This is a genomic window from Streptomyces sp. NPDC002574 (genome assembly GCF_042889545.1).
Lineage (GTDB): Bacteria > Actinomycetota > Actinomycetes > Streptomycetales > Streptomycetaceae > Actinacidiphila.
This window is the reverse complement of the sequence record NZ_JBIARB010000001.1, coordinates 328,740-341,953: the sequence shown is the minus strand read 5'-3', so window position 1 is coordinate 341,953 and position 13,214 is coordinate 328,740. Positions and strand designations below refer to the sequence as shown.

General features: G+C 74.5%; 9 protein-coding genes. 7 read left to right on the top strand and 2 right to left on the bottom strand.

Features of this window, described 5'->3' with window-relative positions; genetic code table 11:
• The first annotated feature begins 72 nt into the window (after positions 1-72).
• Both ACFYXS_RS01685 and hemW read left to right on the top strand, forming a co-directional pair.
• Entirely contained in the window at positions 73-1,851 is a 1,779-nt protein-coding gene (locus tag ACFYXS_RS01685; protein WP_389242649.1) for a SpoIIE family protein phosphatase, read from the top strand.
• 711 nt (positions 1,852-2,562) lie between these two features.
• Complete coding sequence (hemW, locus tag ACFYXS_RS01680; RefSeq protein WP_389242647.1) at positions 2,563-3,795, top strand: radical SAM family heme chaperone HemW; 1,233 nt, start codon at positions 2,563-2,565, stop codon at positions 3,793-3,795.
• On the opposite strand, the gene ACFYXS_RS01675 is transcribed toward hemW, so the two are convergent.
• Together ACFYXS_RS01675 and ACFYXS_RS01670 are read right to left on the bottom strand one after the other, a co-directional pair.
• Positions 3,796-4,626, bottom strand: a complete 831-nt coding sequence (locus tag ACFYXS_RS01675; protein WP_389242645.1) for a DUF3097 domain-containing protein — start codon at positions 4,624-4,626, stop codon at positions 3,796-3,798. It lies immediately after the preceding gene.
• Positions 4,627-4,656: 30 nt separating this feature from the next.
• Positions 4,657-5,391, bottom strand: a complete 735-nt coding sequence (locus tag ACFYXS_RS01670; RefSeq protein WP_389242643.1) for an MBL fold metallo-hydrolase — start codon at positions 5,389-5,391, stop codon at positions 4,657-4,659.
• A gap of 203 nt (positions 5,392-5,594) precedes the next feature.
• On the opposite strand from ACFYXS_RS01670, the gene hrcA reads away from it, so the two are divergent.
• The 5 genes from hrcA to ACFYXS_RS01645 all read left to right on the top strand — a co-directional run bounded on the left by hrcA (position 5,595) and on the right by ACFYXS_RS01645 (position 13,149).
• Positions 5,595-6,611 (top strand): heat-inducible transcriptional repressor HrcA, encoded by a 1,017-nt coding sequence (gene hrcA / locus ACFYXS_RS01665; RefSeq protein ID WP_389242641.1) that lies wholly within the window; start codon positions 5,595-5,597, stop codon positions 6,609-6,611.
• Positions 6,611-7,750: a molecular chaperone DnaJ gene (gene dnaJ / locus ACFYXS_RS01660; RefSeq protein ID WP_389242639.1), complete on the top strand. Its 1,140-nt coding sequence runs from the start codon at positions 6,611-6,613 to the stop codon at positions 7,748-7,750. Before hrcA ends, dnaJ begins: the two co-directional genes overlap by 1 nt.
• An 84-nt stretch (positions 7,751-7,834) precedes the next feature.
• Complete coding sequence (locus tag ACFYXS_RS01655; RefSeq protein WP_389242637.1) at positions 7,835-8,908, top strand: nitronate monooxygenase; 1,074 nt, start codon at positions 7,835-7,837, stop codon at positions 8,906-8,908.
• On the top strand, positions 8,905-9,642 hold the full coding sequence (locus ACFYXS_RS01650) for a 16S rRNA (uracil(1498)-N(3))-methyltransferase (RefSeq protein ID WP_389242635.1): 738 nt from the start codon (positions 8,905-8,907) through the stop codon (positions 9,640-9,642). The genes ACFYXS_RS01655 and ACFYXS_RS01650 overlap by 4 nt, the downstream gene beginning before the upstream one ends.
• 231 nt (positions 9,643-9,873) lie before the next feature.
• On the top strand, positions 9,874-13,149 hold the full coding sequence (locus ACFYXS_RS01645) for a S41 family peptidase (RefSeq protein WP_389242633.1): 3,276 nt from the start codon (positions 9,874-9,876) through the stop codon (positions 13,147-13,149).
• The last annotated feature ends 65 nt before the right edge of the window (positions 13,150-13,214 follow it).

Here is a 13,214-nt window from a genome sequence, read left to right as displayed (position 1 = left end):
TGTCACGCTGACCCTGCCCTCAAGGGCGCAATGCCGGATCTGCTCGGGAGCCGCACAGTGGGGCCAGATTCCATGCCACGGGATTTCGTTTCCCGCACCAGCCTGCCCGGCAACCAGCTCGCCGCCTCCTCCGCCCGCAAGTTCGTCCGCGCCGCGCTCGGCGCCTGGACGACGGACGGACCCGGCCCCGACGAGCGCCTGGCCGCCGACGCGGTCCTGGTGGTCAGCGAACTCGTCACCAACGCGGTCATCCATGCGGGGACCACGGTCGAACTGCTCTGCCGGCTCGAGCAGGACGGCCTCGTGGTGGAGGTGTCCGACCACCACCCCGCCCGCGTGGTGCGCGACCGGGCCGAACTGGAACGGGAGGGCCGCGACGGCGGCCGCGGTCTCCAGCTCGTCGCGGCGCTCTCCGAGGCATGGGGCATCACCTACCGGCGCGACCTCAAGACCATCTGGTGCCGGCTCGCCGCCGCCCACGACCCCGAGGAGCACCACGCCCCGCCCGCCGACAGCGACCGCACGCTGCTGGGCGGGCTGCGCGCCGCCGAGATCCTGGCGCCGTTGCCGCGCCAGGCCGCCCGCCGGTCCGACGGCGACTGGATCAGCCGCGGCTCGCTGTCCTTCCTCGCCGAGGCGTCCGACCTGCTCGCCGGGCAGCTCGATGAGGACATGGTGGCCGCACTGGCCGGACAGCTCCTGGTGCCCCGGCTCGCCGACTGGTGCGCGGTCTGGCTCGGCGCCGACGGCCCCGGGACGACCGAACCGCGGCTCGCCCGCGTCTGGCACGCCGCCGAGAGCCGCATCGACGGGCTGCGCATGGTCCTGGAGAAGGACCCGCCCCCGCCGCCGCCCCACGGCCGCTCCGGCGCCGTCCCCTGGCCCTGGCCCGCCACCGCCGACGGGACCGACGCCATGGGCGCCGCCCTCGCCTGCCCGCTCGTCGCCGGCGGCCGCTGCCACGGCACGCTGCTGCTCGGCAGGACCGGGCTCATGCGCATGCCCGACGAGGTCATCGGGCTCATCGAGGACTTCGCCCGCCGCGTCGCCCTCGCGGTCGGCACGGCCCGGCAGTACGCCCGGCAGGCCATGATCAGCCGCGTCCTCCAGCGCGGGCTGCTGCCCGCGGGGCTCGGCACCGTACCCGGCGTCGAAACGGCCGTCGTCTACGAGCCCACGCGCGCCGACGTCGTCGGCGGTGACTTCTACGACATCTTCCCGGCCGGCGGCGGCCGCTGGTGCTTCGCCCTCGGCGACGTCCAGGGCAACGGACCCGAGGCCGCCGCGGTCACCGGGCTGGCCCGTCCCGTGATGCGGCTCCTGGCCCGGGAGGGCCACGGCGTCGCCGAGGTCCTCGACCGCCTCAACCGCGCCCTCGCGGACGAGGCCGCCGCGGCCACCCTCGGCGACGGCCTCGGCCCGGGCTGGGAGACCGGCCCGCGCTTCCTGTCCCTGCTCTACGGCGAGATCGTGCCCGGCGACGGCGGCGGCGTCCTGTGCACCCTCGCCAGCGCGGGCCACCCGCTGCCGCTCGTCCTGAACGGGGAGGGCACGGTCCGTGCCGCGGCCGTCCCGCAGATACTCCTGGGCATCACGGACGACGCGCACTACCGAAGCGAATCGTTCCACCTCGCCCGCGGGGACACGCTCCTGTGCGTCACCGACGGCGTCACGGAGCGGCGCAGCGGCAACCGGCAGTTCGACGACGACGACGGGCTCGCGGCGGTGCTCGCGGGGTGCGTGGGGTTGGGGGCGGCGGGGGTCGCGGAGCGGATTCGCAGGGCGGTGCACGCGTACGATCCGGCTCCGCCGGACGACGATCTGGCGCTGCTCGTCCTGCGGGCCCAGTAGTCGTCCGCGCCGCCGTCGTTGCCGCGGTGGTTTGTTCCCCGCCCGCCCTCCCTCCCCCAACCTTCGGCCGGGGGTGCCCCCAGCCCTGTGAAGTCAGTGGCCCCGGCGCGCGTGGTGGGTGGGCCGGGTGCGGTGCCTCCGGGGCTGCACGTCCTGGACTGGGATATTTACGCGCGTTTCCAGCACCTGCTCATCCCGTCCCTGCCCGGATAGTGCGCACAAATATCCCGCAGCGTCCAGAACATCCACCCTCCCCCAGCCTCCGGCCGGGGGTGCCCCCAACTCCCCCGCCCCCTCGGTCTCGTCATGCGCCTGATCCCCGGAGAGGGGTAGAGACGGCACCGTGCTCGGGCCACCCGTTGGCGCAACGCCGTCCAAGTGCGCAGCCGTCACCGCCCCCACACACCGGTGGGGGGATCCAAGCAACCGCGGTCACCCGGACCGCCCCCAGACCCCCCACCGGGGATCAGGCGCGACAGCTCTCGGAGGGGGCGGGGGTGTAGGGGTGGGTGTTCTGGACTGTGGAGCATATTTGGGTGCACGACCCGGGGTGACCAGCGGAGAGTGCCTGAGGCACCTAAATGTGCTGTCCAGAATGGCCGGCCCCGGAGGCCCCGGACCCGGCCCCCACGAAACGCGCGTCGGGGCGCCCAGACCGCGCCGGGCACACGGGCGGGCGGGCGGGGAAGAACAACCCGGCACAATGGGCGTATGCCATCCGTACTGCCCGACGGCGAACCCATGCCCCCCAACGGCACGCTGCCCGCCGCAGCCCTCGCCGGGGCGGAGAACCGCCCGCTCGGGTTCTACCTGCACGTCCCGTACTGCGCCACCCGCTGCGGCTACTGCGACTTCAACACCTACACCGCCGCCGAGCTGCGCGGCACCGGCGGCGTGCTCGCCTCCCGCGAGAACTACGCGGACACGCTCATCGACGAGATCCGGCTCGCCCGCAAGGTGCTGGGCGACGACGCCCGCCGCGTCGAGACGGTGTTCGTCGGAGGCGGCACGCCGACCCTGCTGCCGGCCGCGGACCTGACCCGCATGCTGGGCGCGATCCGGGACGAGTTCGGCCTGGCGGAGGGGGCCGAGGTCACGACGGAGGCGAATCCGGAGTCGGTGGACCCCGCGTACCTGGCGGAGCTGCGGGCCGGGGGCTACAACCGGATGTCGTTCGGGATGCAGAGCGCCCGGCAGCACGTGCTGCGGGTGCTGGACCGCAAGCACACGCCGGGCCGGCCGGAGGCCTGCGTGGCGGAGGCGCGGGCGGCCGGCTTCGAGCACGTGAACCTGGACCTGATCTACGGCACGCCGGGGGAGTCGGACGACGACTGGCGGGCGTCCCTGGACGCGGCGATCGACGCGGCCCCGGACCACGTGTCGGCGTACGCGCTGATCGTGGAGGAGGGCACGCAGCTGGCCCGCCGGATCCGGCGGGGCGAGGTGCCGATGACCGACGACGACGTCCACGCGGACCGCTACCTGATCGCGGAGGAGCGTCTGTCGGAGGCCGGGTTCGACTGGTACGAGGTGTCCAACTGGGCGACCTCGACGTCGGCCCGGTGCCGTCACAACGAGCTGTACTGGACGGGCGCCGACTGGTGGGGGGCCGGACCGGGCGCGCACTCCCATGTGGGCGGCGTGCGCTGGTGGAACGTGAAGCACCCCGCGGCGTACGCGGCGGCGCTCGCGGAGGGGCGCAGTCCCGGCGCGGGCCGCGAGGTGCTGGCCGCGGAGGACCGCCGGGTGGAGCGCATTCTGCTGGAGCTGCGGCTCGCGGACGGCTGCCCGCTGGACATCCTGGCCCCGGCCGGGGCGGAGGCCGCCGGGCGCGCGGTGGCCGACGGCCTGCTGGAGCCGGGCGACTACGAGGCCGGGCGGGCGGTGCTCACACTGCGCGGGCGGCTGCTCGCGGACGCGGTGGTCAGGGACCTGGTCGACTGATCAGGCGCCCGGGGCCGTGACGAAGTCGATCAGCTCCTCCACACGGCCCAGCAGTTCCGGCTGGAGGTCCTTGTAGGAACGGACGGAGCCGAGGATGTGCTGCCAGGCGGCTCCGGTGTTCTCCGGCCAGCCGAGCGCGCGGCACACCCCGGTCTTCCAGTCCTGGCCGCGCGGCACGGCCGGCCAGGCGGGGATGCCGACGGAGGAGGGCTTCACGGCCTCCCAGACGTCGATGTAGGGGTGGCCGGCGACGAGGACGTGGTCGCCGGTGACCGAGGCGGCGATCCGGGACTCCTTGGAGCCCGGGACGAGGTGGTCGACGAGCACGCCGAGCCGTGCGCCGGGTCCCGGGGCGAAGGCCGAGACGATGGCGGGCAGGTCGTCGACGCCCTCCAGGTACTCCACGACGACGCCCTCGACCCGCAGGTCGTCGCCCCAGACCCGCTCGACGAGCTCCGCGTCATGGCGTCCCTCGACGTAGATGCGCCCGGCGCGGGCGACCCGGGCGCGTGCGCCGGGGACGGCGAGGGAGCCGGAGGCGGTCAGCCGCGGGCCGGAGGGCGCGGCGGAGGTGGGGCGCACCAGGGTGACGACCTTGCCCTCCAGGAGGAAGCCGCGCGGCACGAGGGGGAAGACGCGGTGCTTGCCGAAGCGGTCCTCCAGCGTGACGGTGGGCCCCTCGGCGGTCTTCTCGCAGCGGATCACCGCTCCGCAGAAGCCGGTGGAGACCTCCTCCACCACCAGGTCCCGCTCGGCCGCGACCTCGGGCGCGGGCACGGACGGCCGCTTCCAGGGCGGGGTGAGATCGGCGTCGTAGTTCCGGCTGCGCATGCCAGGGATCGTATCCGGGCGGACCGCCGCTCAACCGGATCCGAACCGGGCCGCCAGCGCGTCCCGTTGGGCTCGGACGAAGCCCGCGTCGACCACGGCTCCGTGTCCGGGGACGTAGAGCGCGCTCTCGCCGCCCAGCTCCAGCAGCCGGTCCAGGGTGCCCGGCCACCCGCCCGGGGCGGCGTCCTGGCCGGCCTGGGGCTCGCCGGACTCCTCGACGAGGTCGCCGCAGAAGACCACGACGGGCGTGCCGGGCACGACCACCACCAGGTCGTGGGTGGTGTGTCCCTCACCGGGGTGGACCAGCAGGACCTCGCGGTCGCCGCCGAGGTCCACCGCGCAGCGGCCGTCGACGAGGTGGCCGGGGGGCACCAGGACGTCCGCGGCCCGCGTCGCGGCCTCCTCGGCGACGCCGTACTCGATCGCGTCCAGGCGCAGCGCGGACCGCTCGCGGCCGAGGTGGGCGCCGAGCGTCATCTCGCCGAAGACCTGGGCGCCGGGGAAGGCGGCCGTCCCGAAGACATGGTCGAAGTGACCGTGGGTCAGTGCGATGTGCGTCACGTCGCGCCCGGTCAGCTCCCGCACCCGGCGGCCCAGCTCGGCCCCCTCGGCGACCGAGGAGCCGGTGTCCACCAGCAGGACCCCCTCGTCGCCGGCCACGACCCCGATGGTGACGTCCAGGAACGGCATCCGGCAGCGTGCGACCCCGGGCGCCAGGTGCTCCCAGCCGCCGAAGGCCCCCGGCGCCGTCGGTGTCGTCTCCACACCGCGACGGTATCCCCGCCCGGGTGGGCCGCGCGCGCTACGGTGGCCGGTCGAAGGGGTCCGGGTGCGGACCGCCCTTGCCGAGGTCTTGCCTCCCCGCCGTACACTGACTTGGGGAAAGCTGGCACTCACTTGTCGGGAGTGCCAGGGCACGGAGAACGACCGACGCACCGGTGAACGGACGACTGGAGGTGGACGCCGCAATGCTGAGCGAACGACGGCTCGAAGTGCTGCGCGCCATCGTCCAGGACTACGTGGGCACCGAGGAACCGGTCGGCTCCAAGGCGCTCACCGAACGCCACCGGCTGGGGGTGTCCCCGGCCACGGTGCGCAACGACATGGCCGTGCTGGAGGAGGAGGGCTACATCCAGCAGCCCCACACCAGCGCCGGCCGGGTGCCGACCGACAAGGGCTACCGGCTGTTCGTCGACCGGCTCACGAACGTCAAGCCGCTGTCGGGCGCGGAGCGCCGGGCCATCGGGAACTTCCTGGACGGCGCCGTGGACCTCGACGACGTGGTGGCCCGCACCGTGCGGCTGCTGGCGCAGCTGACCCGGCAGGTCGCCGTCGTCCAGTACCCGTCGCTGACCCGCTCGACCGTGCGGCACGTCGAACTGCTGGCCCTGGCACCGGCCCGGCTGATGCTGGTGCTGATCACGGACACCGGCCGGGTCGAGCAGCGGCTGGTCGACGCCCCCGCGCCGGTGGGCGAGACCGTGCTGGCCGATCTGCGGGCCCGGCTCAACAGCCGGGTGGTGGGACGCCGCTTCGCCGACGTCCCGCAGCTGGTGCAGGACCTCGCGGACGGCTTCGAGCCGGACGACCGGCCCTCCGTCCAGGTCGTGCTGGCGACGCTGCTGGAGACCCTGGTCGAGGAGACCGAGGAGCGGATCATGCTGGGCGGCACCGCCAACCTGACCCGTTTCGGCCATGACTTCCCCCTCACGATCCGCCCGGTGCTGGAGGCGCTGGAGGAGCAGGTCGTGCTCCTCAAGCTGCTGGGCGAGGCCGGGGATTCGGGCGTGACCGTGCGAATCGGTCACGAGAATTTCCACGAGGGCCTGAACTCCACATCGGTCGTCTCCGTCGGCTACGGTTCGGGCGACGAGGCGGTCGCGAAACTTGGCGTGGTCGGCCCGACCCGCATGGACTACCCCGGAACGATGGGAGCGGTACGCGCAGTGGCACGTTACGTCGGACAGATCCTGGCGGAGTCGTAGTGGCCACCGACTACTACGCCGTGCTCGGCGTGCGCCGCGACGCGAGTCCGGACGAGATCAAGAAGGCCTTCCGCCGTCTCGCGCGCGAGCTGCACCCGGACGTCAACCCGGACCCGAAGACCCAGGAGCGGTTCAAGGAGATCAACGCCGCTTACGAGGTGCTGTCGGACCCGCAGAAGAAGCAGGTCTACGACCTCGGCGGCGACCCGCTGTCCGCCAACGGCGGCGGTGCCGGCGCGGGCGCGGGCTTCGGCCAGGGCTTCGGCAACTTCAGCGACATCATGGACGCCTTCTTCGGCACGGCGTCCCAGCGCGGTCCGCGCTCGCGCACCCGGCGCGGCCAGGACGCGATGATCCGGCTGGAGATCGAGCTCGACGAGGCCGCCTTCGGCACGACCAAGGACATCCAGGTCGACACGGCGATCGTCTGCAACACCTGCCACGGCGAGGGCGCCGCCCCCGGCACCTCCGCGCAGACCTGCGACATGTGCCGCGGCCGCGGTGAGGTCTCCCAGGTCACCCGGTCCTTCCTGGGCCAGGTCATGACCTCCCGGCCCTGCCCGCAGTGCCAGGGCTTCGGCACCGTCGTGCCGAACCCGTGCCCGGAGTGCGCGGGCGACGGCCGGGTCCGATCGCGTCGCACGCTGACGGTGAAGATCCCCGCCGGTGTCGACAACGGCACCCGCATCCAGCTCGCGGGCGAGGGCGAGGTCGGCCCCGGTGGCGGCCCCGCCGGCGACCTGTACGTGGAGATCCGCGAGTTGCCGCATTCGCAGTTCCAGCGGCGCGGCGACGACCTGCACTGCACCGTCACCATCCCGATGACGGCGGCGGCGCTGGGCACGAAGGTGCCGCTGGAGACCCTGGACGGCCTGGAGGAGATCGACATCCGGCCGGGCACGCAGTCCGGCCAGTCGATCCCGCTGCACCAGCGCGGCATCACGCATCTGCGCGGCGGCGGCCGGGGCGACCTGGTCGTGCACGTCGAGGTGCAGACCCCGGGCAAGCTCGACCCGGACCAGGAGGAGCTCCTGCGGCGGCTGGCGAAGCTGCGCGGCGAGGAGCGGCCGCTCGGCCAGTTCCAGCCGGGCCAGCAGGGTCTGTTCTCGCGGCTGAAGGACGCCTTCAACGGCCGCTGAGCGCATGGCGTGACACCTACGGGGCGCGGGCACCCGCCCGCGCCCCGCGCGGCCGTGTGTCCGGGCTCGTGAAACGATGGACGCATGGCCGCGCTGACCGATCTGTCCACCCTCGCCGCGCATCCGGTCGTGCAGGCGCCGATGGCCGGCGGGACGTCCACCCCCGCCCTGGCGGCGGCCGTGTCCGAGGGCGGCGGTGTGGGTTTCCTGGCGGCCGGTTTCCGGACCGCGCAGGCCATGCGCGAGCAGATCGCGCAGGTCCGGGGGCTCACCTCGCGGCCCTTCGGTGTGAACGTGTTCATGCCGCAGCGCGAGACCGCAGACCCCGCACACCTCGAGGCCTTCGCCGCGCGGCTGGCCGGTGAGGCCACCCGCTACGGCACGTCCCTGGGCGACCCCGGCACGGGCGGCGACGCCGTGCTGGAGGACGCGTACGGGGCGAAGATCGCGGCCCTGCTGGAGGACCCCGTCCCCCTGGTGAGCTTCACCTTCGGCTGCCCGGAGCCCGCGGTGCTGCGGGCCCTCGGCGACGCCGGCACGGTCACCGTCGTCACCGTGACCTCGGTCGCCGAGGCGCGGGCGGCCGAGGAGGCGGGCGCGGCGGCGGTGTGCGTGCAGGGCGCCGAGGCCGGCGGCCACCAGTCCACGCACCGCGACGACCCGGAGCGGGACGGTACCGAGACCGGGCTGCTCGTCCTGCTGCCGCAGGTGCGGGCGGCCGTGTCGCTGCCCCTGGTCGCGGCGGGCGGCATCATGCGCGGCGCGCAGATCGCCGCGGTGCTGGCGGCGGGCGCCGACGCCGCACAGATGGGCACGGCCTTCCTGGCCTGCCCCGAGTCGGGGGCGCACCCGGTGCACAAGCGGGCCCTGACCGATCCCGACTTCACGGGGACCGAGCTCACCCGGGCGTTCACCGGCCGTCCCGCGCGGGGGCTGGTCAACCGGTACCTGCGCGAGCACGGCCGGTACGCCCCGCCCGGCTATCCGCGCGTCCACTTCCTGACCGCCCCGGTGCGCGCGGCGGCCGCCGCGGCCGGTGACCCCGGGGCGATGGCCCTGTGGGCCGGCCAGGGGCACGCCATGGCCAGGGACCTGCCCGCCATCGACCTCGTCCGGCTGCTCGCGGCCGAACTCGACTCCGCCCGGAGTGCTTTGTGACCGCCCCAGTCTTCGTTGTCGAGCCCGGCGCCCTGGGCCCGGACCGCATCACCCTCTCCGGCCCCGAGGGGCGGCACGCCGTCTCCGTGCGGCGGCTGCAGGTCGGTGAGGAGATCGTACTGACGGACGGTCAGGGGCGGGGCGCGCAGGGCGTCGTGGCCGCCGTGGACGGCAAGGACACCCTCGAGGTCGCGGTCACCGGGGTCCGGGAGGAGCCCGTCCCCCGTCCGCGGATCACGGTCGTGCAGGCCCTGCCCAAGGGCGACCGCGGCGAACTGGCCGTGGAGACCATGACGGAGGTCGGCGTCGACGCGATCGTGCCGTGGTCCGCGGCCCGCTGCATCACGCAGTGGAAGGGCGACCGCGGGGCCAAGTCCCTCGCCAAGTGGCGTTCCACCGCTCGCGAGGCCGCCAAGCAGGCCCGCCGTCTGCGCTTCCCCGATGTCAGCGAGATGTTGACGACCCGTCAACTCGGGCCGCTGCTCGCCGGTGCCGCCTTCGCCGCCGTCCTCCACGAGGAGGGGTCCGAGCCGCTGGCCGCCGCGGCCCTTCCGGCGGACGGCGACATCGTCCTGGTCGTCGGGCCCGAGGGCGGTGTCTCCCCCGAGGAGCTGGACGCCCTGGCCGCCGCGGGCGCCAAGCCTTACCGGCTCGGTGCCAGTGTCCTGCGCACCTCGACGGCCGGTGTCGCGGCGACCGCGCTGCTCCTGGGACGCACGGGCCGCTGGGGCTGATTATTTTGGGGTTCGCTCGCCTCCGGGCGCTTTGCCCCGGTGTCTCGGTCGCTTGGTCTCGTCGCTTTCGGCACCGGCGCGCCCTTTGGCTCGCTCACAGGGTGTGGGCGTGGGCGCTCGGATGCTTGGAGCCTCCGCCGTGCCGGCCGCCGAGGTCGCGACGTGCCCGCGAGCGGCAAATGAGATCCAAAACCCCTGACCCACGGGCCACCGGGTGGTTAATGTGACGGCGTGACGCAGCCTTCGCACCCCTCGTACCTCCGCTTTCCCCATCTGCACGGCGACCTGATCACCTTCACCGCCGAGGACGACGTCTGGGCGGCCCCGCTCGACGGCGCCGGCCGGGCGTGGCGCGTGAGCGCGGACAACATGCCGGTGGCCCACCCGCGGTTCTCGCCGGACGGGGAACACGTGGCGTGGAGCTCGACCCGCGACGGGGCGCCGGAGGTCCATGTGGCGCCGGTCGACGGCGGCCCCTCGAAGCGCCTGACGTTCTGGGGCGCCGGGCGCGCCCTGGTGCGCGGCTGGACCGCCGACGGCGAGGTGCTGGCCATCAGCCCGCACGGGCAGGCGTCCTCGCGCCGCAGCTGGGCGCGGGCGATCCCGCTCGACGGCGGTCCGGCCCGCACCCTGCCGTACGGGCCGGTCGGGGACGTCGCGTACGGGCCGGACGGCGCGGTGCTGCTGCTGTCCGCGACGATGGGCCGCGAGGCGGCGGCGTGGAAGCGCTACCGCGGCGGCACGGCGGGCAAGCTGTGGATCGACCGCTCGGGGGACGGGGAGTTCGAGCGGGTCCACGCGGACCTGGACGGCAACCTGGAGTGCGCGATGTGGGTGGGGGAGCGGCTGGCGTTCCTCTCCGACCACGAGGGCGTCGGCGCGCTCTACTCCAGCCTTCCCGACGGGAGCGACCTGCGGCGGCACACCGCCGTGGAGGACGGCGGCTTCTACGCCCGGCACGCCGCGACCGACGGCACCCGCGTCGTGTGGACCAGCGCCGGCCGGCTGTTCCTGCTGGACGACCTCGACGGCGCCGAGGCCCGCCCGCTGGAGGTGCGCCTCGGCGGCCAGCGCACCGACCTGCAGCCGCACCCCGTCCACGCCGCCCACCACCTGGGCGACGCCCGCCCGGACCACACCGGCCGCGGCAGCGCCGTCGAGGTCCGCGGCACCACGCACTGGGTCACCCACCGCGGCGGTCCCGCACGGGCGCTGGCCGCGGAGCCGGGGGTGCGCACACGGTTGCCGCGGGTGTTCGGCGGCGAGGGCGACCAGCAGGTCGTCTGGGTCACCGACGCGGAGGGGGAGGACGCGCTGGAGATCGCCCCCGCCGCGGGCGGTGTCCCGGCGCCGCGCCGGCTGGCCGCGGGCCGGCTCGGCAGGGTCCTGGCGATGACCGTCTCCCCGGACGGCCACCGGATCGCGGTCGCCTCGCACGACGGCCGGGTGCTGCTGGTCGAGGCGCAGACCGGCGAGGTGCGCACGGTCGTGGAGAGCGAGTACGGCCACGCCGGCGGCCTGGCCTTCTCGCCGGACTCCGCGTGGCTGGCGTGGTCCCAGCCGGGCCGGGAGCCGCTGAGCCAGCTCAAGCTGGCGTCCACCGCCGACCTGACCGTCGTGGACGCCACGCCCCTGCGCTTCAACGACTTCTCGCCCGCCTTCACCGCCGACGGCAAGCACCTGGCCTTCCTGTCGGAGCGGTCCTTCGACCCGGTCTACGACGAGCACGCCTTCGACATGGCCTTCCTCGCCTCCTGCCGCCCGCACCTGATCACGCTCGCCGCCACCACCCCCTCGCCCTTCGGCCCGCAGCTCCACGGCCGGCCCGTCGACCCCTCTTCCGAGGAGAAGGACGGCGACGAACGCGGCCAGGACGACGCCAAGAGCGGCAAGGGCGAGTCCCGCAAGGAGGACGGCGAGGAGCGCCCCCGCGTCCCCGTCACCCGCGTCGACGTCGAGGGCCTGGCCGACCGCATCGTGCCCTTCCCGGTCGAGGCCGCCCGGTACTCCACGCTGCGCGCCGCCAAGGACGGCGTCCTGTGGCTGCGCCACCCCGTGCGCGGCGTGCTCGGCGCCAGCCTTGCCTCCCCGGAGTCGGAGCCGCCGTCCAGCGTGCTGGAGCGGTACGACCTCAAGCAGCTGCGCGTCGAGGAGATCGCCGACGACGCGGACGACTACGCGGTCAGCGGTGACGGCAACAAGGTGCTGGTGACCTCCGGCCACCGGCTGCGGGTCGCGGCCGCCGACCACAAGTCCACGCCCTCCGAGGACGATTCGGACAGCAATGTGACGGTGGACCTGTCCCGGGTCCGTGTCACCGTCGACCCGCACGCCGAGTGGCGGCAGATGTACGACGAGGCGCACCGCCTCATGCGCGACAACTTCTGGCGGGCCGACATGGGCGGCGTCGACTGGGACGGCGTGCGCGACCGCTACCGGCCGGTGCTGGACCGCGTCGCCACCCACGACGACCTGGTCGACCTGCTGTGGGAGGTGGCCGGCGAGCTCGGCACCTCGCACGCCTACGTCAGTCCGTCCGGCGGGCGCGTCGACTCCCTCTACCGGCAGGGCCTGCTCGGCGCCGACCTCGTGCGCGACGAGGACGGCGTCTGGCGGATCGGGCGCGTCCTGCCCTCCGAGACCTCCGACCCGCGCGCCCGCGCCCCGCTGGCCGCGCCCGGGGTCGCCGTACGCGCCGGGGACGCGATCCTCGCGGTCGACGGCCGTCCCGTCGACCCGGTCGCCGGACCCGGTCCGCTGCTGATCGGCACCGTGCGCAAGCCCGTCGAGCTGACCGTCGCCCCGGCCGACGGGAGCGCCCCGCGCCATGTGGTCGTGGTGCCCATCCCGGACGAGGAGCCGCTGCGGTACCACGACTGGGTCGCCGGGCGGCGCGCCCACGTCCGCGAGGCCTCGCAGGGCCGGCTGGGGTACGTGCACGTGCCCGACATGGTGGGCTCGGGCTGGGCGCAGCTCCACCGCGACCTGCGGGTCGAGGTGGCCCGCGAGGGGCTGATCGTGGACGTCCGGGAGAACCGCGGCGGCCACACCTCGCAGCTCGTCGTGGAGAAGCTCGCCCGGCGGGTCGTCGGCTGGGACCTGCCCCGGGGGCTGCCCGCCTTCACCTACCCGCTGGACGCTCCGCGCGGCCCGGTCGTCGCGGTCGCCAACGAGTTCTCCGGCTCCGACGGCGACATCGTGAACGCGGCCATCAAGGCGCTCGGGATCGGGCCCGTCGTCGGCACCAGGACCTGGGGCGGGGTCATCGGCATCGACTCCCGCTACCACCTGGTGGACGGCACGCTGGTGACCCAGCCGAAGTACGCGACCTGGATGGAGGGCGTCGGCTGGGACCTGGAGAACCACGGTGTCGACCCGGACGTCGAGGTGCCGCAGACCCCGCAGGACTGGGCGGCCGGCCGCGATCCCCAGCTCGACACCGCGATCCGTCTCGCCCTCGACGCGCTGGCGGAGAACCCGGCGCGGACGGCGCCACCGCTGCCGTGACGCGGGCTCCGCTGCGGGCCGTCACGGCACCGGTAGCATGCCCGTACCGATCAACGACGTGATCA

Excerpts from the sequence above, each read along its gene's own strand:
- hrcA (WP_389242641.1), top strand. The coding sequence starts at position 5,595 with ATGCTGAGCGAACGACGGCTCGAAGTGCTGCGCGCCATCGTCCAGGAC.
- ACFYXS_RS01685 (WP_389242649.1), top strand. The coding sequence starts at position 73 with ATGCCACGGGATTTCGTTTCCCGCACCAGCCTGCCCGGCAACCAGCTC.
- hemW (WP_389242647.1), top strand. The coding sequence starts at position 2,563 with ATGCCATCCGTACTGCCCGACGGCGAACCCATGCCCCCCAACGGCACG.
- ACFYXS_RS01675 (WP_389242645.1), bottom strand. The coding sequence starts at position 4,626 with ATGCGCAGCCGGAACTACGACGCCGATCTCACCCCGCCCTGGAAGCGG.
- ACFYXS_RS01655 (WP_389242637.1), top strand. The coding sequence starts at position 7,835 with ATGGCCGCGCTGACCGATCTGTCCACCCTCGCCGCGCATCCGGTCGTG.